Here is a 25577-nt window from a genome sequence, read left to right as displayed (position 1 = left end):
TCTGCCATGTCGCGTGCGACGCGTCGGATCGTGGTCGCGCACCTCACCGACCGCGGCATGCCCCCGGGTGAGATTGCCTCGGAGCTGGGGGTTTCCGTCGACACGGTCCGCAGGGACGTACGCGAGGGAGCCCCGCCGGCACCGTCCATCGGACCGGAGCCTGCGGCACCCGTTGCGGCCAACCCGGACGCCCTCGTGCTGCCCCTGGACCCGCCGCTGCGCGAGGCGCTGGCCGTGCTCAGGTCGGTGCGCAACGGGCCCGACACCGAGCAGCAGAACAGGGCCGTCGTGCGGGCCGCGGTGCGCGCCACCGCGGACGCCGTACGCGAGGCGGGGACATGACCGTGTGGCTCGCCGTCGTGTTCGCGTGCGCCGCCCTCGCGGCCCTGCTCGGCCTCGCCTTGGTCGACCTCCGCACCGTTCCCCCGATCACCGGGACGTGCGCCCTCGTCGTCACCCTCGCCGCGCTCGCCGTGGCCATCACCCGATAGGCGCCGCCGTGAACTACGTGACGTACGGCGGCGTGACCGTCGGACTCTGCATCCTCGCCCACCACCTGTTCACCTGGTGGCCCGGCCGGAAGGCCCTGATGAAGGACCCCGCCCGGCAGGCCGCCGAACTCCTGCCGTTCCTGCTCTCCTGGTCGTACGGCTGCCTCACCACCCTCGGCGTCGGCGGCCTCATCGGCACCGCCTCCAGCGCCGTCCTGGGCATCTCGAACTGGCTCGGCGACGCGGCCCTCGTGTGGGGCGTCGGGGGGCGCAGCGGCCAGCTCGCGGCCCGGGAGACGTTCCTGCCCCTGACCGGGCCGGGCGTCGCCATCGTCCTCATCCTCACCGTGGCCGTGATCGCGACGGCCAAGAAGTCCCGGCACGGCAGCGAGATCAAGCGGGGCGCCTGGTGCGGGATCACGCTGGGCACGTCGGCCGGCGTGGCCGGGTTCGCCGCAGTACCGCTCGCCACGGCCGCGAACTGGCTCGGCGCCACCGTCTACGGGGTCCTGTGATGGCGGCCCGCGAGCAGCGCGCCGAGGAGGGTACGGAGCCGTCGCGGGCGGCCGGGATGGTCGTGCTGACCGTCCTCGGCGGTGCCGGGGTCGGAGCCGTGTTCGCCGTCGACGAGGCCGCCGGGGTGCTCACGGTCGTGGCGGTCGGGGCGGTCGCCCTGTGGCGTTCGGCACGGCATGTGTCCGATTCGTCCGCCACTCCCCCACCGGCCCCCGAACCCCCTTCCGGGGACGTTTACGCAGTTGAGAACACGCGTGTACGGGAGGTGCGCCGGACCCCGGGGGAGGGGTACTTGATCTTCCCGGAGATCGAGCACGTCACCGACCCGGGCCCCGGCGGGGAGGTGAGCGAGCCGTGATCCGACGCTTCCTCGCCGCCCTCGGCTACGAGCAGCAGCCGCTCTACTACTGCGCCTCCTGCGGCGGCTACTACCCGATCAGCCACTTCGAGTGACTCGCTCACGCGGACGGCCCCCGGCTTCCAGAGCCGGGGGCCGTCCGCGTTCACTGCCCGCGTCGGCGGTGGCAGGTACACCCGCACCGCAGGGTCTCGATGGGCGCCTCCCACGAGGCCGCTCCCGGGCGCCGTACGACCTTGGGGCCGGGGCACAGCCGGTGGGTGTCCATGCGGCACTCCGGGGTCTTCTCCGGGGCTTTCACGGCCGGTCGGTCAGCGGAGTCAGGCCGTACGTGACGCGGCAGTCGACGCACGCGAAGTGGTTCCAGCCGGGCCCGGAACCCTGCTCGATCGCGTGGATCAGGCGGACGCCCGACCGGAAGTTCCCGCACCAGGAGCACGAGCCGTACGCGCGGGGGCTGTCGGGAGTGGGCTGGGTGTCCGTAGGCTGGCTCATGTAGGCGCTCCTCACAGCGTCTTCCATGCCCCCGGCCGGTCGCACGGCGCGGGGGCCTGCTTGTATCTGTGCAGCGTAGAGGCAGCATGCTATGGGGTGCTAGGCGTATCACAGCTCGCGTGGCACACCATGCCGTGTCACGTTGACGTCATGATCGAGTGGGAGCCGGACGTGCCCAGGTGGAAGCAGGTGGCCGACGTGATCCGGAAGCGGATCGCGGACGGCACGTACCCGCCTCGCACGCGCGTGCCCTCGGTCATGCAGCTGGTCGACGAGTTCGGCATCGCGCAGGCGACCGCGCAGAAGGTCCACCAGGGCCTGCGCGACGAGGGACTGATCTACACGGAGCCGGGCTTGGGCTCGTTCGTCGCCGGGCAGCGGTGAGGGGTACTCGTTGTACGAGTACCCCTCACCGTGAGCTAGCTCAACCGCGCCGGATCGGCTGACCTCTGCTATCGCGGTACTTCCCTTGCCCAAGGGCCGATTGGACGTCGCCACCGCTTGCGGTCACCGCCCGCCGGATCTCGCGAACGAGGAATTCGGTGTAGCGACTCCCGTCCCCTGCGTGGACCTCCAGCACCACGGCAACCCTCTGCTCCGAACCCCCTGCAGATGCAGGCACGGGCGCCCGGCGCGGGGCCGTCAGCATCGACGCCCACGGCGCCTGCGCGGCTGCCACCTTCCGCCGCGAATCCGGGTTCGACCACACCCGCGACCCCGCCGGGAGATCCAGCAGCTCGAACCCGCGCTCGCCGACCATCGTCAGCCCGCTGCGGAGACCGCCCGATGCGGCGGCGCCGACGATGCCGCCCGCGCCGAACGCCCGCTTGATCGCGGCCTCCATGGCCTTGGTCAGCTTCTCCATGGCGCCGGTCAGCTTGGACTGCTCCTTCGTGTACTTGTCGACGATCTTCTGCTGGTCCTTGATGGCAGCCCCGTACACGGCGTCGGAGGCCGTGCTGCCTGCCTGCTTCGCGTAGGTCGCGGTCTGCGAGCGCAGCGTGTTCAGCGACTTGATCTCCGACGACGACGCGCCGAGCAGTGCGCCCGCCGTCTCCAGGCCGCCGCCGTCGACGCCCGCGTTCGCGATGTCCTCGATGAGGCCCTTGTCGAGGCCCTTCGCCTGGAGCCGCTTCAGCGCGTCCGCGAAGGACTTCGCCTTGTCCCGGCCCTGCGTCGAGGCGGCCATCAGCGACGCCACGGTGACCGGACCGTCCCCCGACGCCGTCTTGGTGAGGTTCGCCGACGACAGGATGCCGCCGCGCACCGACGACGACAGCTGCGATGCCGAGTCCTTCAGCGAGTTCAGCTTGTCCCGCGCGGACTCCAGGCTCTTCGTCACGCTGGTCAGCTGCTTCTCGTAGGACAGCAGCTTGCGGCCCGTCGAGTCGAGCTGCTTCAGCAGCCGGTTCTCCGTCGACCCGTGCGTGGACTTTTGGATGATGCCCCGCCACTGGTTCAGCGCGCCGACCAGGCTGTCGACGGACTCCGGCTTCCCCAGTGCCTTGGAGAACTCGTCGGTGCGCCAGCCTGCCATCCACCCGAAGTGGCTGATGCCCAGCTGACCCGCCGCGTCCTTGCGGGCCTGCGCCTCCGCCTTCGTGGTGCCGCCTCCTGCGAGGCGGGTGAGCGGCAGCCGGCCGTCGTTGATGGCGTCGAGCATCTTCACGCCGTACTTGCGGACCGCGGCGGCCTTCACGACGTACTCGGTGTTCGACACCGCGGCGAGGGCACCGGACCCCATGTAGGCGAGGATGCTGTCCGAGGTGCCGCTGCCGGGGCCTTGCACGTAGCCGCCGGCCGGAAACGCCTGCACATCCCCGCCGCCCGCATACCCGCGCACGCGGCCCCCGCGGGCGAGGCCGGACAGGTTCTTGTTGTTGCGGCCGGCCATGCCCTCGATCCCGAGGGTGTGCTGCACCGTAGTGACGGTGACCGTCTTGGAACGGATCGCGGCAATGGCCCGCTGGATCGCTCGGGCCGTCGACGACGACTTGTCCAGCAGCGACAGCGATACCGACCGGCTCTTGACCGAGGCCAGCTGCACCTTGGCCGCGTTGACCTTGGCCTGCAGGTCGGCAATTGTCGCCCTCAGCGCGGCCTGCTTCGACGGGGGCACCGTCTTCAGCTGAGCCTTGGCCGTGTCGATCTGGGACTGCCAGTTGTTGATGTTCAACCGCAGCTTGCCCGCAGACAGCTTCGGGGCAGCCGACGCGGCGAAACGCTCTGCCTGCGTCTCAGCCGACGACAGCCCGTCCAGGAACCCCGTCTTGAACCCGTCGAATGCCTTGTTCGCCGCCTTCAACTGATCGCCGATACCCGGGATCCAGCCGAACGAATGCGCTGCACCCGAGACGATCCCGTCCAGCGCCGTCAGCACCCCCACCGACATCAGCCGGAACGCCTTGATCACCGGCGGGGTGCCGTCGAGGACCGCCTGCGTGATCGTCAGGACACCGACGCCGAACACCCGGGCGCCTTCCTGGATGGACTGCTTGTTCCGGTCGATCGCATCCGCCATCGACGTCAACGGGCCCGTCATGCTGGTGTAGTCCGCCGGCACGAACACCGACGCCAGCGCCGACCCGATGTCCTTCAGGGTCGGCGCCACGTCCGCGCCGAAGGTGCGGATGCCGCGCAGCCCATTGGCCGCGTCGTTCATCAGCGGCGCCGCGGCCTTGAGGGCGACGCCCAGGCCCTTGAACGCCACGGAGGCCGTGTCCCCGAGCATCATCAGCCCCTGCTTCAGGACCGGGCCGCTCAGCTTCGCGAACTGGCCGGAGAACTCGCCGATGCTCGGAAGGATCTTGTCGTTCAGGGCGTAGCCCAGGCCGTCTAGTACCTGCGCCGCGCCGCCGATACCCGATTCCAGCCCCTTGAACATGCCTGGCAGACCCTTCGCCAGCAGCCCACCGGCGAGGCTGCCCAGGGCGTCGAGGGTGGGCCGCGACTTCGCGCCGAAGTCCAGGAAGCTCCTGGTGAACGGGCCCATCGACGACGTCATGTCCTTCACGAACCCCGTGCCCAGCTTGAGGTTCGTCTGCAGATCCTGCTTGAATCCGGAGTCCTTCAGCATCCGTCCGACGCCCTCGGCCGCGTCTCCGAACGCGCCGCCCATATCCGTCATGGACTTGCCGAGGATCTTGACGACCGGGCCGGCCTCCTTCACCGCCTTGGTGAACCCCGGAAGCATCTGCTTCTGGATCTCCTTGCCGACCCCGTTGAACTCCCTCTTCACGTCGACCAGGGCCTTCGTGAAGTCGCGGGCCTGCGGCGACAGCTTCTTGAGGGATTCCGCGTACTCCTTCTTCCCCTTCCCGGAAGCCTCCATCGCATCCGAGACACCCGCGAACCCCAGCTTCAACGTTCCTGCCGCGAGCCCGAGCCCCGCTATCGCTGGCGCCGCCGCACCGATCGCCGGGAGCAAAGACGTGCCCAGCGCCGCGGCTGCCCCGTACAGAGCAGGCGTGAGGCTGCCGACGCTGCTGGTGACCCCACCGAGCGATCGGGCGAGGCCGTCCGACTGGCGGCGCATGTCCCCGGCGGCCGAGGCGAACCGGCCGCGCATGTCCCGCAACCGCCCGTTGACATCGCGGAAGCCCTGTGCCGTGTTGTCGTTGACCCGGACTGTGATCGTCACGTCATCCGACATGGCAGCCCTCCCCGCCTGCCGCGGTACGCAGCATGTGCGCCAGCTCGACATCAACCGCCGTCGTCCACTCGGGCAGCAGACCCAACGCCTGAAGCAGCGTCAGCAGTTCACCCGGCGCCCAGTCCGGCCCGGACGAGACCAGGCCGAACCCGTCGACGAGGGACCAGAGCATCCGCTGCACGAGCGGGTGGTCGACGTTGCACGCCGCGGCCTGCCGGCGCGCTTCGGCCACGTCCTCGTCGCTCATGTCGAAGACCTCCAGCGTCAGGCAGACACCTGGCAGGCCGTTGACTTCGATGATCGTGCTCACGTCGACCACCCCGCCCTCAATGCCCGACGATGATGCGTCCGGCAGCGATGCTGTCGCGCAGTTGCTTCTTCCGGTACGCGGCACGCTCCTTCATCTGGTCCGTGGGCGCCATGCGCTCCCAGACCGCCTCACCGTCCTCGACACGGGCCATGACCGTCGTCCACTGCAGTTCTTCCTTGTCGATCTGCCGTTCCGCTTCGGACACGCTGTGGATGAACGTGAGCGCCTGAGGCATCGATGCGCGCTCGACTCGGGGCAGCTCCGGAGGCTTCACGTGCGCCGGAGCGGCGACGTCGGACACGGCGAAGTCGTCGCGTCCCTCCACCTGGTGGCAGGTCCCGCAGAACGGCGCCGCGTAGTAGCCGGGCATCCGGGCGGCCTGAACTCGATGCTGGAGCCAGTCGAGCAGGTCAAGCGGGGCGAGCGGCTTCCACCACTGCCTGCGGATACGGACGACCTCGCCGCCCAAGCGACTGCTGGTTCCCGTGTCGTACGCGGGCGCGCCGTCCTCGGCGTGCAGCGTGAGACCGCGCGTGGCCATCTCCTTGGCCGTCTGCTCGATCAGCGCACCGCGGTCCTTCGTGGCGTCTACGACTTCGCTGAGCGCCGCCTGAGCGGCCTCCAGCGCGGTCTTGAGGCGGGCGTCTGCCTTCCCCAGGGCGCGCGCCGCGCCGTCGAGATACTTCGCCTCGGCCTTCTCCACGTTGGGCCGGTCCGCGATGGCCTTCTGCTCGACCTCGTACTGCGCGGTGAGGTCCGTAAGGACGTCCTGCGCGAGCGCAATCCGGCCCTTGGCCTTGGAGTACGCCTCGCCGGAACCGACGAACCGCCTCAGTCGCAGTTCGGCTACCAACTGCTCATCCTTGGCGATCTGCTGGCGCAGCTCTTCCAGCTGCTCCGGGCGGATCACGACGCGGCCGGAGCGTCGAGGATGGCCTTGGTCGTCTCCAGCGTCCAGGAGCCGGGCAGGGAGTTGCCCCCGGGATCGGCGTGCGGAGTGGCCCACGCGTTCAGCTGGTCGCGCATCTCGGTGAGGGTGGCGCCGCCTTCCTGCATGCGGAGCAGGTTGTCGACGAGGGGCTGCGGTACGGCGTGCGTGGCGCCGGCGGTGCGGCTGATCTTTCCCATGGCTGGTTGTCTCCTTCAGCGGGCGGTCTTGGGGAACAGAGGTGCGGGGCGCTCCGGGACGCGCACGCCTTCGGCCCACAGGTGAGCCACGGTGCGCTGCCAGTCGATGGCGTCGGCCGGCTCTTGCTTGGTCCAGTGCGCGAAGGGCGCCCACGCGTCCTCCGCGTCATCGTCGGCCACTTCGGTGGCCAGGCCCGCGTCCACGGCCTCGGAGCCCGTGAACCACGTCTCTGCCTTCATCAGGCCGCGCCAGGAGGCCACGGAGCCCTCGCCGGTGCGCTGTGTGTACACGTCCGCGATCTGGTCGGAGATCCGGTTCAGGAGTTCGCCCATCTGCCGCATGTCGACGGACGGGCCGGCACACACTCCACTCGCCTCGTGGATCATCAGAGAGCCGTTACGGCTGACCACGCGGCGGTCACCCGACATCGCGATCACCGAGGCGATCGACGCGGCGATCCCGTCCACGTAGGTCGTGATGTTGGCGGGGTGCCGGCGCAGCGCCTCGAAGATGGCCAGTCCCTCGAACACGCTGCCCCCACCGGAGTTGAGACGCACGTCGATGTTCTTCGCAGTGACCTTCCCCAGGTCGTTGACGAAGTCCTTCGCCGTGATCCCCCACTCCCCGATCTCGTCGTAGATGACGACCTCGGCCGTCGATGAGGCAGCGTTGTTGATCCGGTACCAGTCCCTGCTCTTCGCGGGCGGTGGGACGAGGTTGGCGGCGTGCGCGTTGATGCGCCAGTGCCGCGGAAAGTTACCCATGGGTTCTCCATTGCGGTCGGAGTGCTGTCGTATTCCTACAACAAGCTCTTGAATACCCGATGCACATTCTACGCGCTGACCTGCACAGACAGGCGTGTCGCGTCGTAGAATCGGAAGCGCGGTTTGGGTGCCTGCCACAAAGCCCCGTCCTCGACTCATGGGTGAGAGGACGGGGCTTCGTGCTGTCTGCCCGCGGTTCCAGTGGCTCCGTGCCGGGTTGGTATGGCGTGGCGTTGGGGTTCAGGGGCGGAATGTGTCGGGGACGCGTCCAGTGATGGCTCGTACGACGTCGGGTGCGGAGGGCAGTACGCCAGCGAGGACGGGGCAGCCTTCGTCGTGGTGCGTGATCAGGTGCGGGTTGCCGTGGTCGTCGTGGCGTACCTCGGTGGCGCTGTTGCAGTGGCCGCAGGCGTAGTTGGCGATAAAAGCTGCGAGGAGTTCGGGACGGCCGACGATCGTGTCGGTGCGTTCGGGCTCCATGCTCGTCTCCTTACGTAAAGGGGGAGAGGTGAAATACATGGTGAAGATGGGTCTGACCTGCGGATTTACGGGTGACGAACATGGCGTCGGGGGGTGGTGAACATGACGAACATGGCGGTCCATGTTCGTCGCCATGTTCGTCATGTTCGTCAGGCGGTGTGCATGGAGTCGTCCCAGGTCAGCGCCATGTTCACCATGCTCACCATGTGCGTCAGGATGTGTGGTGGGGCTGGTGTGCATCACTCACCGCCCTCGGCCTCGTCGGCGGGTACGGCCTCGGGGAGGTACCAGAGGGCTCGGCGTTCCTTCCCGAATCCGTAGTGCTTGGCGACGAGGCCGAGCTTGCGCTTGGCGCGGTCGATGGCGGAGGCGCTGTAGCCCTCTTTGTGGCCGGCCTTCTTGACCTCGCGTGCCTCTTCGCAGCCGCCGAGGTCGGTGAGGTAGCCGCGCAGCCACTCGACGGTTTCGTTCGTCTCGTACTTGGCCGTGTCCGGCTGGTTCTCCTCCCGCATCACCTCGGTGACGGACGTCGTCGTCTCGGGCCCGAGGACGAACCGCGAGACGTACGACGGGCCCTCTTCGGTCTCGACCGTCACGGGCTGGATGGCGAACTGGTGGGATGGCAGGGACTTGCGGCCGAGGTTGTTCTTGACCAGCGACATGACGAATGCCGGGTCGCCGTTCTCGTCCTCCTGCTCGGCGAACGCGATCAGCGAGCGGATCAGCTGACCGAAGGCGCCGGAGCCGGACACCCGCGAAAGCGGGTCGGCCGCGCCGAACTTGGTGAAGTGGGCCAGGCCCAGGATGGTGAAGCAGTGTCGGTCCGCGGCGGAGACAAGGGGTTCGAGGGCTGCCCGGACCTCGGCGGCCCGGTAGTCGTTGATGCCCTTGTCGATGAGCGAGAGCAGTGGGTCGGCGATGAGGAGCCCGATGCTGTACTGCTCGGCGACCTTGCCGATCAGCGACGTGTCGACGGGCAGCGTCAGGCGGGCGTGCAGTTGCCCGTCGTCACGCACGTCGACGCGGAAGACCAGCTCCAGATTCGCGCCCGCTGCCACCAGCCGGGGGGCGATGGTGAACTCCCATGAGTCCTCGGTGGCCGCGTAGATCACGCCTCGGGGCCTGCCGTAGAGCTCGCCGGGCAGAGTGCCGGTTGTGATCCGCGCGGCCATCCACACGGCGAACTGCGACTTGCCCAGGCCGGGTGGACCGGCGGCGATGGCCAGCGAGTACAGCGGGATACGGCCGTGCGAGGTGGGCGGGGCACCCTCCGGAGTGGTGTCCCACAGCCACCGCACAGGCCGGATGCGAACCGTAGAGGCCGGCCGCAGGATGATCTCCCGGGATGGCGGTGCGTCCTCGGGCGGTTCCGGCGGCCACGGCGAGGCGCTTGGGGGGAGAGCCTGCCGCGGTTGAGGAACCTCCGCCGCCGCGTGCTGCGCGAGTGGGGCGCGGATGTGCGCGGGCGGCGGAGGTGCGTCGTGCATGGTCACTCGTTCCCCTGATAGGTCAGGTACTCGCCCGGCTTGCCCGGGATCGCGATGGGCGGCCATCCCCGGGTGGGCCTGAGCTTGTGGGGCTCGCGGGTGCGCGAGGTGCCGGTACGGGCGGCGCGGACTTCGGCGGCGGTCTGGAGGACGTTGAGCGCCTGCGTGTGGGCGTCGGCGTAGATCCGCTCGACGTGCATGCGGTGCAACTCGGCAGCCTCCAATGTGGCGACGTACACCCGCGGGTCGTCGGCGGGGAGCCGGAGCCACGGCAGGCTGCCGTACTCGGGCCAGTCGTCCACACGCAGCGCCTCAGCCTGTGCACAGGCGCGAAGATGGGCGACGTCCCCGGTCATGGCGTCCGGAGGAATGCTGTGCATGCGCACCCGCCCGGCTGTCGCGGCCAGGCGGGCTCGGGCGGTGCGGGCGTTCATCCCGCTGCCCTCGCGCGGCGGAGACGGGAGCGCAGCACCTTCACGGGCGCAGCCTCCGTCGGGTCGCGACGCGGCGATCCGATGGACGCAGCAGCCCGGAGGTATGGCAGTCTGGTCAACAGAAGCTCCTCACACGGCCGCGCATCAGGGACTGGTACTCCCGCGCGGCCGTTCGGCTGTTCAGAGACGGATGGCGTTGGGCGCTTCGGCAGGCGGCGTCGGGGTTGCAGCCCCGACGCCGTCGCCGTTCTGCTCGATGTCGAGCCGCTGCACGTACTCATGCAGGGCGTCCGCGGGGACGCGGCGACTCCGGCCGATCTTCACGCTCCGCAAAGCGCCACTCTTGATCAGCGCCTTCGCGGTCGTCATCCCTACGCCGAGCTGCTGCGCGACCTCATCGGTCGGGTACAGGATTCGGGGCATTCAAGTCTCCTGAGTAGGTGGCGGCGAGTACGTATCACCGCTTGCTCATTACGACTCTAGAGGGTCGCTGTAGGTCGCGCAAGCATGTGCACCCACTTACTCACGTGCGTGGTGTCACTTGCTCATCGTGTGACGCTGGTGGGATGCTCGCGCCATGACCTTCCAAATCGACCAGTGGGGCATCGAGGTGCGCCCGTGGGGCTGGCTGCGGCTACGCGAGGTGTCCGGGCAGGGGCCTTCGGTATACCTGCACTACGAGGCGGTCGGCAGCAAAGGGCAGGAGCGTCTCGACTTGCAGGCGGTCGTCATGCGCTCGGGCGCCGGCGAGGCACTGAGCGGACGAGTGTGGCGCCGCGTCCCCTTCGCCGAAATCGAGCGGGCACTCACGGTCGCCCTGTTCAATATGCCGCCGGGCCTGAAGGGCAACTTCAACGACGCGCGCACGGCGTTCCTTGGCGGCGTGCCGGACGCCGCCCCGCCCTCCCTCGATTCACTGGACGACTTCTTCAGCACCACCGAAGCCCTCGCGCCCATGCACTTCAACCCCATGCCGAGCGGCATGGTGGTCGATGAAGAGGAGGGCCGCCTCCCGCAGATCAAGCCGCCGCAGGGAAGGATCACCGACGACTTCCTGAAGGACGTGGCCGAGGCGTACCGCCACTTCTCCGACGCCAACCAGGCTCCCGCGCCTGCCATCGCCGACCTGTCAGGGACGCCCGTACGCACCGTGCACCGGTGGATCTATGAGGCCCGGAAGCGCAGCATCCTGCCACCCGCACGAACGGGGCGAGCGGGGTGAGCGGCCGGCGGGGCAACGGTGAGTCCTCGGTGTACTTCTCCGAGGCCGACGGGAGGTGGCACGGCTGGGTCACGGTCGGCACCAAGCCGAACGGCGCCCCGGACCGACGCCACCGCATGGGCGCGGACGAGGCCGTCGTACGGGCGAAGGTGCGTCAGCTGGAGCGCGAGCGGGACGCGGGCAAGACGAAGAAGGCCGGCCGCCCGCCGACGATCGAGCAGTGGCTCACGACGTGGATGGACACGGCCTGCGCGCGGAAAGTGGCCGACGGGACGATGAGCCCGCGAACCCTGGACGACTACCGGTCGAAGTGCCGCCTCTATCTGTTCCCCGGCATCGGGAAGCACCGCGTCGACAAGCTCGCCGCCGACCACCTCGATGCCCTGTACCTGAACATGATCAGGCAGGGGCTCGCCTCGGGCACCGTGCTGAAGACGCATCGGATCGTCGCCCGCGCGCTGAAGGTGGCCATGCAGCGGGACATGGTGGCGCGGAACGTCGCCACCCTCGTTGAGCCACCGCAGGCCGCTGAGGAGGAGATCGAGCCCTTCGACCAGACCGAGGCCCGCGCGCTCCTCGCGGAGGCCGCCGAACGCCGCAACGGCGCCCGCTGGTCGGTCGCGCTGGCCCTCGGGCTACGGCAGGGCGAAGCGCTCGGACTGCGCTGGAAGTACGTCGACCTGGACAGGGGCGTGGCCAAGATCTGGTGGCAGCTCCAGCGGCTGACGTGGCAGCACGGCTGCGAGGACCCCCACGTCTGCGGAGCGAAGCACCACCGGAAGGCGTGCCGGAAGAACTGCGCGGCCCACAAGAACTACAAGCGGGGCTGCCCGAAGCCGTGCCCGAAGGACTGCACGGACCACGCGAAGGCGTGCCCGGAGCGGACGGGCGGCGGCCTGGTGTTCCGGGAGCCGAAGGGGAAGAACAAACGCCTCGGGCCCATCCCTCCCCCGTTGGTGCCGCTCCTGAAGGCGCACCGCAAGGAGCAGCTGCGCGAGCGCCTGGCGGCCGGGGAGCTGTGGGAGGAGAACGACCTTGTCTTCTGCCAGCCGAACGGGAAGCCGATCGATCCGCGGATGGACTGGGAGGAGTTCAAGGACATCCTCGAAGCGGCCGGCCTGCGGGACGCGCGGGTGCACGACAACCGGCACACGGCAGGCACGCTGCTGATCGAGGCAGGGGTGAGCCCTCGCGTGGTGATGGAGATTCTCGGCCACAGCTCCATGCGGATGATGACCCGCTACACGCACGTGGCGTCGGTCCTCGCGAACGACGCGGCGAAGCGGATGGGGGACGCGCTGTGGGGCTGAACTCTGTACTGCTGTTTGTGGCAATGGCAACTGGCGCTGCAACTAGGCCGGAAACAGCTCAGCGGCTTCCCGAGGGAAACCGCTGGTCAGAGGTGGAGCCGCCTTCGGGATTCGAACCCGAGACCTACGCATTACGAGTGCGTTGCTCTGGCCATCTGAGCTAAGGCGGCGCGCCGTCCGCACTATGGTGCGATCAGCAACGTCGGTAAGTCTACACAGTTTCGGAGGGTGCTCCGACCACACCCCCGGGCGCCCCTCGGGACCCGCTACGAGCAGCGTTTTCCGTCCGTCGGGGGCGTGCCCTTCAGCAGGTAGGCGTTGATCGCGGAGTCGATGCACGCGCTGCCCCGGCCGTAGGCGGTGTGGCCGTCGCCGACGTAGGTGAGCAGGCGGGCCGAGGAGAGCTGGCGGGACAGGGCCTGGGCCCAGCGGTACGGCGTCGCCGGGTCCCGGGTCGTGCCGACCACCACGATCGGAGCCGCCCCCTTCGCCTCGATGCGGTGGGGTTCGCCCGTGGCCCGCACCGGCCAGTGCGCGCAGTTCAGGGAGGCCCAGGCGAGGCCGGGGCCGAACACCGGGGACGCCTTCTCGAACTCGGGCAGGACCTTCTCGACCTGGTCGGGGGTGCTGAAGGCGGGCGGCAGGTCGAGGCAGTTCACGGCGGCGTTGGCGGACATCAGGTTGGAGTAGTGGCCGCCGGCGTCACGCTCGTAGTAGCTGTCGGACAGGGCGAGCAGCCCTGCGCCGTCGTTCTTCTCGATCGCCGAGGTCAGGGCCTCGCGCAGCTGGGGCCAGGTCGCCTCGTCGTACATCGCCGCGATCACCCCGGTCGCGGCCAGGGACTCGCCGAGCTCGCGGCCGTCGGCGTCGCCGCCCGGGACGGGGTGCGCGTCGAGCTTGCGGAAGAACGCCTTCAGCCGGTCGGCGACCTGCGCGGGTGTGGCTCCCTTGCCGCCGAGGGGACAGTCGGCCTGCCGTGCGCAGTCCCGGGCGAACGCCTGGAACGCCGTCTCGAAGCCCGCCGTCTGGTCCAGGTTCAGCCGGCGCGCGGACAGCGAGGGGTCGATCGCGCCGTCCAGGACGAGCCGGCCCGCCCGGTCCGGGAACAGCCCGGCGTACGTCGCCCCGAGGAACGTCCCGTACGACGCGCCCACGTAGTTCAGCCTGCGGTCGCCGAGCACCGCGCGCAGCACGTCCATGTCGCGGGCCGCCTCGACGGTCGAGACATGGCGCAGCAGCCGCGCCGAACGGGCGCCGCAGCCTTCCGCGAACGTCCGGTACGCCCCGACCAGCGCGTCCGTCTCCTTGTGGTCGTCCGGGGTGACGTCCGTCTGTGTGAACGTGTCCATCCGGCGCCCGTCCAGGCACGCGACGGGCTCGCTGCGGGCCACACCGCGCGGGTCCATGGCGACCATGTCGTAGTGGGCGCGGACCTCGGCCGGATATCCGACGCCCGCGTACTGCTGGAGGTAGTCGATCGCCGAGCCGCCCGGTCCGCCGGGGTTCACGAGGAGCGAGCCCAGCGGTTCGCCCTTCCCGGCCGCTGTCGCCTTCTTGCGGGCCACGGCGAGCTTCACGTCGCCGGAGCCCGGGTTCGCGTAGTCCAGCGGGGCCTTCATGGTGGCGCACTGGAAGCCGGGGGCGCCGCAGTCGCGCCAGGTGAGCTTCTGGTCGTAGTACGGCGCGAGCCCGGAGGGCGTCGAACGGGGCAGCGCCGCAAGCGCCGCCTCCTCCGCCGCGGTGGCCGACGTCGACGAGCCGCCGGAGGAACAGGCGGAGAGGAGCAGGGTGGCGGCCGTGAGGGCGGTGGCCAGGGTGCGGGCGGTGGTTCGGGACCGGCGGGGGCTTCGCCTGAGGTGCATCGTTCGAGCGTAACGTTGCGCGACGTGACGAATGCGAAGTGTGGGCGCGGCGGCCCGTACGGATGACCTCGTCAACCGTGGTCGATCCGTCACCCTCGTCCATCGGGCCCGCGGGGCCCCCGGCGGCGACATGGCCCGGACCTCAGCCCGCCCGCAGGGACATGGTCATCGCCTCCACCGCGAGCAGGGGCGCCACATTGCGGTCTAGGGCCTCGCGGCACGCGGCGATCGCCTCGATGCGGCGCAGCGTGGACTCGGGGGACGAGCCCCGGGCCAGCCGGTCCAGGGCGTCCTCGGCGTCGGCGTTGGCGATCGCCACGCGGGAGCCGAGCTGGAGGGCGAGGACGTCGCGGTAGAAGCCGGTGAGGTCGCCGAGGGCCACGTCGAGGCTGTCGCGCTGCGTCCGGGTCCTGCGGCGCTTCTGCATGTCCTCCAGGTCCTTGATGACGCCCGCCGTGCCGCGCGGCAGCCTGCCGCCCTGGACCGCGCCGAGCGCCGCCTTCAGCTCCTCGGTCTCCTTGCCGTCCATCTCCTCGGCGAGCTGCTTGGCGTCCTCGGCGGCGGCGTCGACGAGCTGCTGGGCGGCCTTGAGGCAGCCGCCGATGTCGTCGAGGCGCAGCGGGAGCTTCAGCACGGAGGCGCGGCGCTCGCGGGCGGCCGGGTCGGTGGCGAGGCGGCGGGCGCGGTCGACGTGGCCCTGGGTGGCGCGGGCCGCGGCCTCGGCGAGGCCTGGTTCGACACCCTCACGCCGGACGAGCATGTCGGCGACGGCGGCGACCGACGGGGTGCTCAGGTTGAGGTGGCGGCAGCGGGAGCGGATGGTGGGCAGCACGTCCTCCAGGGAGGGCGCGCACAGCAGCCAGACCGTGCGGGGCGCGGGTTCCTCGACGGCCTTGAGGACGGCGTTGGCGGACTTCTCGTTCAGGCGCTCGGCGTCCTCGACGAGGATGATCTGCCAGCGGCCCGCGGCCGGCGCGGTGAAGGACTTGCGGACGGTGTCGCGCATGTCCTTGACCAGGATCTCGGTGCCGACGGCGGCGACCGGGGTGACGTCCGCGTGGGTGCCGATCAGTGCCGTGTGGCAGCCGTCGCAGAAGCCGCAGCCGGGGGCGCCGCCGAGGGCGCGGTCGGGGCTGACGCACTGGAGGGCGGCGGCGAAGGCGCGCGCCGTCTGGTTGCGGCCCGCGCCGGGCGGGCCCGTGAACAGCCACGCGTGCGTCATCTTCGACGCCTGCGGCGGCGGGGTGTCGGCCGCGGCGGCGGTGACGAGCGCGTCGGCGTCCCGGGCGGCCGCGGCGAGCTGCTCGCTCACCCGCTCCTGCCCGACGAGGTCGTCCCACACGGTCATGACTCACACCACCTTTCGCTCACACACCACGTCCGGCCCCACGCCCCCCACCCATTGTGCGGACCCCCACTGACAACGGGGGCGACGGGCGGCACGCTTACCCGACGGGGTGAGGCCGTCAACAGCATGAGACCACCGATGGACGCGACCGCCGCCGGGGTGCGATCGCCGCCGGCGTAAAGCTGTCGACGGGGCACGGTCGCCGACGGCGTGGAGTCCGTCGGCGGCTCCGGTAGGACACCTCGTCCCACCGCCCGTGCGGCCGGCCGCCCCCTGGGCCCCGGCCCCCGGCTCAGCCCCGGCGTCCCCGGCCGCCTCTCCCCCAGCGGTTCGGGTCGTCGTCGCGGGCGTCCTCGTCGTAGGAGCCCAGGAGTTCGTCCGCGAGGGTCGGAAGGTCGTCGAGAGGGGTCTCCTCGGCCCAGTCGGGGCGGGGCCTGCGGCGGGGCGTGCCGTCGTCGTCGAGCTGGGGCAGCTCACGGGTCCGGTCCTCCGTGCCGTCCGGCGTCGCCGCGCGCGGGTCGCGGAAGAAGCCCTGGGGAACCCGGTCAGCCGGGGCGTCGTCCCGTACGGGAGGCAGCACGGCCGTCTCGTCCGCCGCACCCGGCACCGGCGGCAGCACCGCCGTCTCCTCGGAGGCGCTCTGCGCCGGCGGCTGGGGCAGCTCCGTGGTGACCTCGGACGCGGAGTCCGGCGTCGGCCGGTCCGTGTCGCGCACCGGCCGCAGGACCGCCGTCTCGTCGCTCCCGCGCGGGGCGGCATCGGGCTTCACCATGGGCGTCGGAACCGTCGTCGTCGTGTCGGGAGCGGGACCCGACGCGGGGGGCCGCGGAGTCGAGTGCTGCGGAGAGGTGGGCTGAGGGGCCGTGGGCTGCGGGGCCGACGGCTGGCGGGCGGCCGCGTCGGCCGCGGCCGCTGCCTCCGCCGCCTGCCGCCTGGCCTCCTCGGCCCGCAGCAGCGCCTCCTCGGCCTTCCGCTGCTTCTCCAGCCGCCGTTCCTCGGCCTCGGCGCGCAGCCTGGCCTCTTCCTCCGCCTGTCGGCGCCGTTCCTCCTCCTCGGCCCTGCGGCGAGCCTCCTCGGCGGCGCGTGCCTCCTCCTCGGCGAGGAGCCGGGCCCGCTCCTCCTCGGCCCGCCGGCGCGCGTCCTCGGCCCGCTGCCGGGCCTCCTCCGCCTGCCGTTCGGCCTCGCGGCGCTGCGCCTCCTCCAGCTCGCGCCGCTTGCGCTCCTCCTCCTCGGCGCGCAGCTTGGCGAGCTGCTCCTGGCGCTCGCGCTCCAGGCGCTCCTCCTCGGCCTTGCGGGCGGCCTCTTCCTCCGCCTTGCGGCGGGCCTCCTCCTCGGCCTTGCGGCGCGCCTCCTCACGGGCCTGGATCTCGGCCTCGGAGAGCGGCAGCACGGTGTCGAGCCGGTGCCGGATGACCGTGGTGACGGCCTCGGGCTCCTGGCCCGCGTCCACGACCAGGTAGCGGCCGGGGTCGGCGGCGGCGAGCGTGAGGAAACCGGCCCGCACCCGCGCGTGGAACTCGGCGGGCTCCGACTCCAGCCGGTCCGGGGCCTCGGTGAACCGCTCGCGGGCGGTCTCCGGGGAGACGTCAAGCAGGACGGTCAGGTGCGGTACGAGCCCCGCGGTGGCCCAGCGGTTGATGCGGGCGATCTCGGTCGGGGACAGATCGCGGCCGGCGCCCTGGTAGGCGACCGACGAGTCGATGTACCGGTCGGAGACGACGATCGCGCCCCGCTCCAGTGCGGGCCGTACGACGGTGTCGACGTGCTCGGCGCGGTCGGCGGCGTACAGCAGTGCCTCCGCGCGGTGGGACAGTCCGGCCGACGACACGTCCAGCAGGATCGAGCGCAACCGCTTGCCCACCGGCGTGGCCCCCGGCTCGCGGGTGAGGACGACCTCGTGGCCCTTGGCGCGGATCCACTCGGCGACGGCCTCGGCCTGGGTGGACTTGCCGGCGCCGTCGCCGCCCTCGAGGGCGATGAAGAAGCCGCTGGTCGCGGGCGTCTGCGCCGGGTCGTCGCCGCCGAGCAGCGCGTCCCGCAGGTCGTGTCGCAGCGGAACACCCGAGCGGTCGTCGGCCTTGGCCAGCACCAGCGCGGCCACCGGCAGCAGCAGCGCGCCGACGAGCATCAGCGTGAAGGCTGCGCCGCCGTGCTCGAAGACGAACTTGCCGTTCTCCATCCGGTGCGGCCCGATGAGCGCCGCCACGACGGGCGCGATCAGGGCGCCGAGCGCGACGAACACCCGGACGACCGCGTGCAGGTGCTCGGTGGTGCGCGCGGTGCGGTAGTCCTCGGCCTCCTGGTCGAGCAGCGTGTGCCCGGTGTTGGCGGCGATGCCCGCGCAGACTCCGGCCAGCGCGAGGATCAGCAGCACGGTGGTGCCGTCGGGGACGAGCCCGGCGGCGAGCAGCGCGATCCCGGTGAAGGCGATCGCCAGCGCGAGCAGCCGGCGGCGGGAGAGCGAGGGCAGCACGGCGGGTGCCGTACGGATGCCGACGACGACTCCGCCGGTCAGGACGAGCACCAGCAGGGCGTACGTCACCGGGCCGCCGCCGAGGTCGGTGGCGTGCAGCACGGAGACGGAGACGGCTGCGGCGATCGCGCCGGCGACCGCGGAGCAGGCGAGGACGAGCAGCGGGACGGCGCCGGTGCGGCCCTTGTCGGGGCCCTCACCGGTGCGGGGACGGCGCAGCCCCTCCAGCGGGGACCGCGCGCGCGGGGTGCGGGTGCCGGGCAGTTCCAGTGCGGTCAGCACGGACAGGGAGGCGGCGAACAGACCGGCCGCCACGTACGACCCGAGGGCCGCCTGGTGCTGGTCGAACCAGGCGATCCCGGTGCCGAGCAGGTTGTTGATCAGCGAGGCGACCAGGAGCGCGGCGGCGGCGACGGGGATCGCCGCGAAGGTGGTGCGCAGCGTGAGGCGGCGCAGGGCGTCCATGTGGTCGGGCAGCGGCCGTACCGTCGCGCCCTCCGGGGGCGGGCCGGGCAGCAGCGCGGGGGCCGCGCTCTCCCGGCACACGGCCCAGAAGCGCTCGGCGACGCCGGTGACGAACACCGTGACGAGGAGGGCGGCCAGCGCGTTCTGCGGCATCCAGTCGATCCACAGGGGCGCGACGATCAGCAGCACGGCGCGCAGTCCGTCGGCGCCGACCATCGTCCAGCGGCGGTCGAGCGGGCCCTCCGGGCCGGTCAGCGAGGTGAGCGGGCCGAGGAGTACGGCGCCGAAGAGCAATGTGGCGAGAATGCGCGCCCCGAAGACGGTCGCCACCGCGAACGCCACGCCCCGGTAGCCGCCGCCGAAGGAACCTTCGGCGATCGCGGCCTGGAGGGCGAGGACGACCAGGACCAGGAGGGCGAGGGTGTCCCCGATGCCGGTCACGAGCTGGGCGCTCCACAACCGCTTGAGCTGCGGATGGCGCAGCAGTGCGCGCACCGCGCGCTCTCGGGAGTCCGCCACGAGGGCGTCGTCGGGGCCGTCGGTGTGGGCCGTCGGCTGCTCGGCTCGCGTCATGCGTTCAGCCTATCGGCAGCCGCCGACAGCCCGACGCAGCCGTCCGAACGTGCGCACGCCCCGACACCGAAGTGATGCCGGGGCGTTCGTTTTGCGAACACTTCGCGACCACAGTTTGCGTCCTCGGTCACAGGATGGCTCGAACGCACACCCTCGACCACGCTCCTCGAACGTGCGCTCGTCGAACAGGGGGTCCCCGAAGGGTTACTCCTCCGAGGACGCCTTCGCGGCCGTCGCCTTCTTCGCGGCGGTCGTGGCGGTCTTCTTGGCCGTCGTCCTGGCGGCCGTGGTCGTCTTCTTCGCCGCGGTCTTCTTCGCGGCGGCGGCCTTCTTGGCCGGGGCCGCCTTCTTCGCGGGGGCCTTCTTCGCCGTCTTCTTGGCGGGCGCCTTGGCGCGCTTCTCGGCGAGCAGTTCGAAGCCGCGCTCCGGGGTGATCTCCTCGACGCTGTCGCCGGAGCGCAGGGTCGCGTTGGTCTCGCCGTCCGTGACGTACGGCCCGAAGCGGCCGTCCTTGACGACGACCGGCTTCCCGCTGACCGGGTCCTCGCCCAGCTCCTTCAGCGGCGGCTTGGCGGCGGCGCGGCCACGCTGCTTGGGCTGGGCGTAGATCGCCTGCGCCTCCTCCAGCGTGATCGTGAAGATCTGGTCCTCGGCCTGGAGCGAGCGCGAGTCCGTGCCCTTCTTCAGGTACGGCCCGTAGCGCCCGTTCTGGGCGGTGATCTCGACACCGTCCGCGTCCGTGCCGACGGTGCGCGGCAGGGACATCAGCCGGAGGGCGTCCGCCAGGGTCACCGTGTCCAGCGACATCGACTTGAACAGCGAGGCGGTGCGCGGCTTGACCGCGTTCTTGCCGGTCTTCGGGGTGCCCTCGGGGAGCACCTCCGTGACGTACGGCCCGTAGCGGCCGTCCCTGGCGATGATCTGGTGGCCGCTCTCCGGGTCCGCGCCCAGCTCGAAGTCGCCGCTCGGCTTGGCGAGCAGTTCCTCCGCGAGCTCGACGGACAGCTCGTCGGGCGCCAGGTCGTCGGGGATGTCCGCGCGCTGGTGCTGCTCGGTGTCCTTCTCGCCGCGCTCGATGTACGGGCCGTAGCGGCCGACCCGCAGCACGATGTCGTTGCCCACCGGGAACGAGGACACCTCGCGCGCGTCGATCGCGCCCAGGTCGGTGACCAGTTCCTTGAGGCCGCCGAGGTGGTCCCCGTCGCCGTTGCCCGCGTCGGCGGCGGCGCCGGTGACCGTGCCCTCGCCGAAGTAGAACCGCTTCAGCCACGGCACCGCCTGCGCCTCGCCGCGCGCGATGCGGTCGAGGTCGTCCTCCATGCGGGCGGTGAAGTCGTAGTCGACGAGCCGTCCGAAGTGCTTCTCCAGGAGGTTGACGACCGCGAAGGACAGGAAGGACGGGACGAGCGCCGTGCCCTTCTTGAAGACGTAGCCGCGGTCGAGGATCGTGCCGATGATCGACGCGTACGTCGAGGGGCGGCCGATCTCGCGCTCTTCCAGCTCCTTGACCAGCGACGCCTCGGTGTAGCGGGCCGGGGGCTTGGTGGAGTGCCCGTCCGCCGTGATCTCCTCGGCGGACAGCGCGTCGCCCTCGGCGACCTGCGGCAGCCTGCGCTCGCGGTCGTCCAGCTCGGCGTTCGGGTCGTCGGCACCTTCGACGTAGGCCTTCAGGAAGCCGTGGAAGGTGATCGTCTTGCCGGACGCGCTGAACTCGACGTCCCGGCCGTCGGCGGCGGTACCACCGATCTTCACGGTGACGCTGTTGCCGGTCGCGTCCTTCATCTGGGAGGCGACGGTCCGCTTCCAGATCAGCTCGTACAGCCTGAACTGGTCGCCGGTCAGTCCGGTCTCGGCGGGCGTGCGGAAACGATCACCCGAGGGGCGGATCGCCTCGTGCGCCTCCTGCGCGTTCTTGACCTTGCCGGCGTACGTACGCGGCGCCGAGGGCAGGTAGTCGGCGCCGTACAGCTGCGTGACCTGGGCACGGGCGGCCGTGACCGCGGTGTCGCTCAGCGTCGTGGAGTCCGTACGCATGTACGTGATGTAGCCGTTCTCGTACAGCTTCTGCGCGACCTGCATCGTGGCCTTCGCGCCGAAGCCGAGCTTGCGGCTCGCCTCCTGCTGGAGCGTCGTCGTACGGAACGGGGCGTACGGCGAGCGGCGGTACGGCTTCGACTCGACCGACCGGACCGAGAAGGCGGTGTGCTCCAGGGCGACGACCAGGGCGCGGGCGTTCGCCTCGTCGAGGTGGAGGGTGTTCGCGGTCTTGAGCTGCCCGAGGGAGTCGAAGTCGCGGCCCTGGGCCACGCGCCGGCCGTCGACGCTCTGGAGTCGGGCGACCAGCGTCGACGGGTCGGACGGGTCCCCGGCGCGGCCGGTGCCGAAGGTGCCCGTCAGGTCCCAGTACTCGGCGGAACGGAAGGCGATGCGCTCGCGCTCCCGCTCGACGACGAGCCGGGTGGCTACGGACTGGACGCGGCCGGCCGACAGCCGCGGCATGACCTTCTTCCACAGGACCGGCGAGACCTCGTAGCCGTAGAGGCGGTCGAGGATGCGGCGGGTCTCCTGGGCGTCGACCATGCGCTGGTTGAGGTCGCGCGGGTTGGCGACGGCGGCGCGGATCGCGTCCTTGGTGATCTCGTGGAAGACCATCCGCTTGACCGGGACCTTGGGCTTGAGCACTTCGAGGAGGTGCCACGCGATGGCCTCGCCCTCGCGGTCCTCGTCGGTCGCGAGGAAGAGCTCGTCGGAGTCGCGCAGCAGATCCTTGAGCTTCTTGACCTGGGCCCGCTTGTCGGCGTTGACCACGTAGATGGGCTGGAAGTCGTGCTCCACGTCCACACCGAGGCGGCGGACCTCGCCGGTGTACTTCTCCGGCACCTCGGCGGCGCCGTTGGGGAGGTCGCGGATGTGCCCGACGCTCGCTTCGACTACGTAGCCGGGGCCGAGGTAGCCCTTGATCGTCTTCGCCTTGGCAGGCGACTCGACGATGACGAGTCGGCGGCCGCCCTGTGCGGTCTCGCTGGTCGGGGACAACTTCGCTCTTCTCTCCGGTCGACGCTTGGCCTCCCCAGGCCGCTGGTCCCGGGGTCGGGTGGTGGTGACGCTGCGGAGTGTGACGGTACATCCCGCCCCCGTGTCAAACGGGAAAAGCCCGCAACGGCCACTCGAACGGTAACCCGACTACCGCCATTCCTGCCGCCCGGAGTGCCCGGCAGTCCACGCCTCCATGTCCGGAGGGTGACGGTCCCATTACGCGCGGATCATCACGCGGGGGTCGTCAGATGCGGGTGAGGCAGTACGTTCCGAGGCCGAGGGAGATCACCGCGGCCAGGCCCGCGAGGGTCGCCGATGCGACCGGGTTCACACCCACGGCGACGGGTTCACCGCGGCGGACCCGGACGCCGGTCCACACCAGCAGGGCGCCCCCGAACAGGGCGAACACCACTCCCGCGAAGATCGCCGGTCCGCTCTCCATCGCCGTCCGCGCCCCTTTCCGGCCGCCCTCGTCATCCAGCGGGACGAGACTGGCACGCGCGGCTGGCGAACGGACGAACCCGAGGTGAACGAGGACCCGCCGCCCCTTCACGGACACCGGCCGAACCCCGCCCCAAGACCCCGCGAGAGATTTTTCCGGCCGTTTTCCCACACCGCCCGGGCAACCGGACCGACCGACCGGCCCGGACGAGGCGCCCCTCGGGGCAGCCACCGCCCCGATCCGGGCCCGGACGGCACCCTCGGCCCCGCGCCGGCGCACCGCTTCCCCGGGCGCGGAATCCTTGCGGATCAGGGCCCGGACCAGGGCTTTCCGTGGTCCGTAGTCCCATGGGCCGCGCGGTCGCACGGGCGGTCCGGTGACGCGCCCGGGGTGGGCCGCCGGTCCGCCGGGCGCTCCCCCGCCGCACACACCACCGCGCCCGTGGCATCCTCGGCCCCACCCTCACGGAAAGCCCGGGGTCGTCGCCCCGAGCCCCCGCTCCCCCGTCGCCGGGATCCCTCACCGGGCCGGTTCGAGGAAGCCCTGTTCGATCAGGAGGCGGATCTGCGCGGGGGTGCGGTCGCGGAGGATCACCGGGTCCTCGCCCATCAGCTGGGCGATCGCGTCGAGGATGCGGCCCGCGCTGAGAGTGCCGTCACACACGCCCGCGAAGCCCGCGCCCACCGTGTCCACCCGCGTGGCACGGCGCATCCCGCGGTTCTGGCGCAGCACCACGTGCTCTGGGTCCTCCGCGCCGGGCAGTCCCACCTGCTCCTGGACCACCTCGGCGACCAGCCGGAAGCGGCCGTCGAGCAGCGCGGCGTCGTCGTGCGAGCGCAGGTAGTCGAGCCGGTCGAAGTGCGCCCTGATCGTGTCGCCCAGCGGCTGCTCGATCGGGTGCGGCCACTCCTCCACGGTGATCGAGGGCTCGTCGGCCCCGGTCCTGCGCAGGGTGATCCAGCCGAACCCGACCGCCCTGACCTTGCGCGCCTCGAACTCGTCGAGCCACGCGTCGTACCGCGCCTGGTACTCGGCCGGGTCCCCGCGGTGGTCGCCGGCGTCCCTGAGCCACAGCTCGGCGTACTGCGTGACGTCCTGCACCTCGCGCTGCACGACCCACGCGTCGCACCCGCGCGGCACCCACGATCTGATCCTGTCCTGCCAGTCCTCCCCCTCCACGTGCTGCCAGTTGGCGAGGAAGTGCGCGAACCCGCCCTCGTTCAGCCGCTCCCCCGACCCCTGAACGAGCGAGCGGCACAGATCGTCCCCGCCCATCCCCCCGTCGCGGTACGTCAGCCGGGCGCCGGGCGAGATCACGAAGGGCGGGTTGGAGACGACGAGGTCGTACGTCTCGTCCCCCACCGGTGCGAACAGCGAGCCCTCGCGCAGGTCGGCGGCGGGCGCCCCGGACAGCGCGAGCGTCAGCGCGGTGATGTGCAGCGCGCGCGGGTTGACGTCGGTCGCCGTCACGCGCGTGGCGTGCTGCGCCGCGTGCAGGGCCTGGATGCCGGAGCCGGTGCCGAGGTCGAGCGCGGCGGCGACGGGTGTGCGGACGGTGATCCCGGCGAGGGTCGTGGACGCGCCGCCGACACCGAGGACGACACCCTCGTCACGGCTGCCGATGCCGCCGGCGCCGCCGACCGCGCAGCCCAGGTCGGACACGATGAACCAGTCCTCGCCGCCCGGACCGCCGTACGGCCGCACGTCCACGGTCGCGGCGAGTTCGTCCCCGCCGGTGCGCACCAGCCAGCCGCTGTCGAGGCACGCGTCCACGGGCAGCACGCCCGCCACACGCGCGGGCGGCACCGGCTGCTGGAGCAGGAACAGCCGCACCAGCGTCTCCAGCGGCGTGTCGCCCCGGGTCGCCCGGAGCGCGGGCACGGTCTCGCTGCGGGCCAGCGCCGCGTACGCCGGGGCGCCGAGCAGGTCGAGCAGCCCGTCGGCGGTGAAGGAGGCGCCGAGCAGCGCGTCGCGCAGCCGGGCGGCGACGTCGGGGCGGTCGGCGGACGGGAGGGGGGACAGGTTGGTGTCACTCACGCCCCCATTGTGTCCGCCGTCACCGACAACACACGCACCCGGACGCGCGGATCAGCCCGCCGTCGAGGACCCCGGCGCCGAGGAGGCCGAGGACCTGCAGCTCGCCTGCTGGGCCATCGACTTGCCGACGTCGCCCTCCTCCAGGGTCTTCAGCGCGTCGTTGCCGGTCCGGCTCAGCTTGTCGAGCTGGGTGGCGATGTCCTTGAGGCCGTCGGCGAACTTGGCCTGGTCCTTGGTGTCGAGCGCGTCGACCTGCTTCTTGAGGGACGCGTACTGTCCCGCGATGCCGTTCAGCTCCGTGACGGCGTTCTTCTGCTTCGTCGCACCGCTGTCGACATTGGGCGCCCCGGCCGCGTTCACGGCGGCGCCGATCGCCTTGTAGGCGTCGGACATGTCCTGGAACGCCTGTGCGTCGGTCTTCTGCACATCGGCCGGCGCGCTGTTGTCCGAGGTCTGGTTCTGGATCGCGGTGTTGGCGGCCGCGATCTTCTTGGCCTGCGGCTGCACCGCGTCGCAGACCTGCTTGGCCCAGGCGTCCAGCTTGTCGTTCTTGTCGCTGCCGCTGCTGCATCCCGTCAGCGCCAGCACCAGCACCGCACTGCCGGACAGTGCGGCCGCGAGCTTCTTTTTCACCGGATCGGCCCCTTCCATGCTCTCGGCCCAGGGACCCTACACGCCGGAAGCACACCATCC

Annotated in this window: 24 protein-coding genes and 1 tRNA gene; 7 read left to right on the top strand and 18 right to left on the bottom strand. The window is 71.2% G+C overall.

All coding sequences use genetic code 11. The annotated features are described in order from the left end of the window. Nucleotides 1-6: 6 nt before the first annotated feature. From AB0F77_RS20955 to AB0F77_RS20940, 4 genes are read left to right on the top strand one after another with little or no spacing between them, the layout of a single operon-like run. On the top strand, nucleotides 7-342 hold the full coding sequence (locus AB0F77_RS20955) for a helix-turn-helix domain-containing protein (protein WP_361950495.1): 336 nt from the start codon (nucleotides 7-9) through the stop codon (nucleotides 340-342). Beyond that, a complete protein-coding gene (locus tag AB0F77_RS20950; protein ID WP_361950492.1) occupies nucleotides 339-491 on the top strand; it encodes a hypothetical protein in 153 nt (50 codons plus the stop codon). The genes AB0F77_RS20955 and AB0F77_RS20950 overlap by 4 nt, the downstream gene beginning before the upstream one ends. Nucleotides 492-499: 8 nt before the next feature. Beyond that, the gene (locus AB0F77_RS20945) at nucleotides 500-1006 is read left to right on the top strand and encodes a hypothetical protein (protein ID WP_361950489.1); all 507 of its coding nucleotides are present in this window, start codon (nucleotides 500-502) and stop codon (nucleotides 1004-1006) included. Then, entirely contained in the window at nucleotides 1006-1365 is a 360-nt protein-coding gene (locus tag AB0F77_RS20940) for a hypothetical protein (protein ID WP_361950486.1), read from the top strand. The genes AB0F77_RS20945 and AB0F77_RS20940 overlap by 1 nt, the downstream gene beginning before the upstream one ends. 297 nt (nucleotides 1366-1662) lie before the next feature. On the opposite strand, the gene AB0F77_RS20935 is transcribed toward AB0F77_RS20940, so the two are convergent. Beyond that, nucleotides 1663-1860, bottom strand: a complete 198-nt coding sequence (locus AB0F77_RS20935; RefSeq protein ID WP_361950484.1) for a hypothetical protein — start codon at nucleotides 1858-1860, stop codon at nucleotides 1663-1665. Between the two features lie 150 nt (nucleotides 1861-2010). On the opposite strand from AB0F77_RS20935, the gene AB0F77_RS20930 reads away from it, so the two are divergent. Then, nucleotides 2011-2244: a winged helix-turn-helix domain-containing protein gene (locus tag AB0F77_RS20930; protein WP_361950481.1), complete on the top strand. Its 234-nt coding sequence runs from the start codon at nucleotides 2011-2013 to the stop codon at nucleotides 2242-2244. 40 nt (nucleotides 2245-2284) lie between these two features. Here the strand turns inward: AB0F77_RS20930 and AB0F77_RS20925 are convergent, their stop codons facing one another. From AB0F77_RS20925 to AB0F77_RS20885, 9 genes are all read right to left on the bottom strand, one after another. After that, entirely contained in the window at nucleotides 2285-5512 is a 3228-nt protein-coding gene (locus tag AB0F77_RS20925) for a hypothetical protein (protein ID WP_361950474.1), read from the bottom strand. Then, nucleotides 5502-5822: a hypothetical protein gene (locus AB0F77_RS20920; RefSeq protein WP_361950471.1), complete on the bottom strand. Its 321-nt coding sequence runs from the start codon at nucleotides 5820-5822 to the stop codon at nucleotides 5502-5504. The genes AB0F77_RS20925 and AB0F77_RS20920 overlap by 11 nt, the downstream gene beginning before the upstream one ends. A gap of 16 nt (nucleotides 5823-5838) precedes the next feature. Further along, complete coding sequence (locus tag AB0F77_RS20915) at nucleotides 5839-6732, bottom strand: hypothetical protein (protein ID WP_361950469.1); 894 nt, start codon at nucleotides 6730-6732, stop codon at nucleotides 5839-5841. Further along, nucleotides 6729-6950: a hypothetical protein gene (locus AB0F77_RS20910; protein WP_361950466.1), complete on the bottom strand. Its 222-nt coding sequence runs from the start codon at nucleotides 6948-6950 to the stop codon at nucleotides 6729-6731. The genes AB0F77_RS20915 and AB0F77_RS20910 overlap by 4 nt, the downstream gene beginning before the upstream one ends. A gap of 15 nt (nucleotides 6951-6965) precedes the next feature. After that, on the bottom strand, nucleotides 6966-7715 hold the full coding sequence (locus AB0F77_RS20905) for a head maturation protease, ClpP-related (RefSeq protein WP_361950463.1): 750 nt from the start codon (nucleotides 7713-7715) through the stop codon (nucleotides 6966-6968). Nucleotides 7716-7955: 240 nt separating this feature from the next. Continuing rightward, nucleotides 7956-8195 (bottom strand): hypothetical protein, encoded by a 240-nt coding sequence (locus tag AB0F77_RS20900; protein ID WP_361950460.1) that lies wholly within the window; start codon nucleotides 8193-8195, stop codon nucleotides 7956-7958. Between the two features lie 239 nt (nucleotides 8196-8434). Further along, nucleotides 8435-9682: an AAA family ATPase gene (locus AB0F77_RS20895; RefSeq protein ID WP_361950458.1), complete on the bottom strand. Its 1248-nt coding sequence runs from the start codon at nucleotides 9680-9682 to the stop codon at nucleotides 8435-8437. 2 nt (nucleotides 9683-9684) lie between these two features. Continuing rightward, nucleotides 9685-10116, bottom strand: a complete 432-nt coding sequence (locus tag AB0F77_RS20890; protein WP_361950455.1) for a DUF2742 domain-containing protein — start codon at nucleotides 10114-10116, stop codon at nucleotides 9685-9687. A 180-nt stretch (nucleotides 10117-10296) separates the two neighbouring features. Further along, nucleotides 10297-10539 carry a helix-turn-helix domain-containing protein gene (locus AB0F77_RS20885; protein WP_361950452.1) on the bottom strand — a complete coding sequence of 81 codons (243 nt, stop codon included), beginning with the start codon at nucleotides 10537-10539 and terminating at the stop codon, nucleotides 10297-10299. Nucleotides 10540-10693: 154 nt separating this feature from the next. On the opposite strand from AB0F77_RS20885, the gene AB0F77_RS20880 reads away from it, so the two are divergent. Next, a complete protein-coding gene (locus AB0F77_RS20880) occupies nucleotides 10694-11338 on the top strand; it encodes a hypothetical protein (protein WP_361950449.1) in 645 nt (214 codons plus the stop codon). Next, nucleotides 11335-12648: a tyrosine-type recombinase/integrase gene (locus AB0F77_RS20875; protein WP_361950446.1), complete on the top strand. Its 1314-nt coding sequence runs from the start codon at nucleotides 11335-11337 to the stop codon at nucleotides 12646-12648. Before AB0F77_RS20880 ends, AB0F77_RS20875 begins: the two co-directional genes overlap by 4 nt. 93 nt (nucleotides 12649-12741) lie before the next feature. Here the strand turns inward: AB0F77_RS20875 and AB0F77_RS20870 are convergent. The 8 genes from AB0F77_RS20870 to AB0F77_RS20835 form a co-directional block, all read right to left on the bottom strand. Then, nucleotides 12742-12818 (bottom strand) — tRNA-Thr (locus AB0F77_RS20870). Between the two features lie 96 nt (nucleotides 12819-12914). Next, complete coding sequence (locus AB0F77_RS20865) at nucleotides 12915-14510, bottom strand: alpha/beta hydrolase (RefSeq protein WP_361950443.1); 1596 nt, start codon at nucleotides 14508-14510, stop codon at nucleotides 12915-12917. A 142-nt stretch (nucleotides 14511-14652) separates the two neighbouring features. Beyond that, on the bottom strand, nucleotides 14653-15858 hold the full coding sequence (locus AB0F77_RS20860; protein WP_361950440.1) for a DNA polymerase III subunit delta': 1206 nt from the start codon (nucleotides 15856-15858) through the stop codon (nucleotides 14653-14655). Between the two features lie 292 nt (nucleotides 15859-16150). Then, nucleotides 16151-19369 carry a dTMP kinase gene (gene tmk, locus AB0F77_RS20855; protein ID WP_361950437.1) on the bottom strand — a complete coding sequence of 1073 codons (3219 nt, stop codon included), beginning with the start codon at nucleotides 19367-19369 and terminating at the stop codon, nucleotides 16151-16153. Nucleotides 19370-19573: 204 nt separating this feature from the next. After that, on the bottom strand, nucleotides 19574-22405 hold the full coding sequence (gene topA, locus AB0F77_RS20850; protein ID WP_361950434.1) for a type I DNA topoisomerase: 2832 nt from the start codon (nucleotides 22403-22405) through the stop codon (nucleotides 19574-19576). Between the two features lie 244 nt (nucleotides 22406-22649). Further along, nucleotides 22650-22847, bottom strand: a complete 198-nt coding sequence (locus AB0F77_RS20845; protein WP_361950431.1) for a hypothetical protein — start codon at nucleotides 22845-22847, stop codon at nucleotides 22650-22652. A gap of 519 nt (nucleotides 22848-23366) precedes the next feature. After that, complete coding sequence (locus AB0F77_RS20840) at nucleotides 23367-24884, bottom strand: methyltransferase (RefSeq protein WP_361950428.1); 1518 nt, start codon at nucleotides 24882-24884, stop codon at nucleotides 23367-23369. A 51-nt stretch (nucleotides 24885-24935) separates the two neighbouring features. Next, nucleotides 24936-25535 carry a small secreted protein gene (locus tag AB0F77_RS20835; protein ID WP_361950426.1) on the bottom strand — a complete coding sequence of 200 codons (600 nt, stop codon included), beginning with the start codon at nucleotides 25533-25535 and terminating at the stop codon, nucleotides 24936-24938. Between the last annotated feature and the right edge of the window lie 42 nt (nucleotides 25536-25577).

The sequence above is a fragment of the Streptomyces sp. NPDC026672 genome (genome assembly GCF_040638185.1).
Taxonomy (GTDB): domain Bacteria; phylum Actinomycetota; class Actinomycetes; order Streptomycetales; family Streptomycetaceae; genus Streptomyces.
Note: the sequence above shows the minus strand (reverse complement) of the source record. Positions and strands in the feature narration are given on the sequence as shown.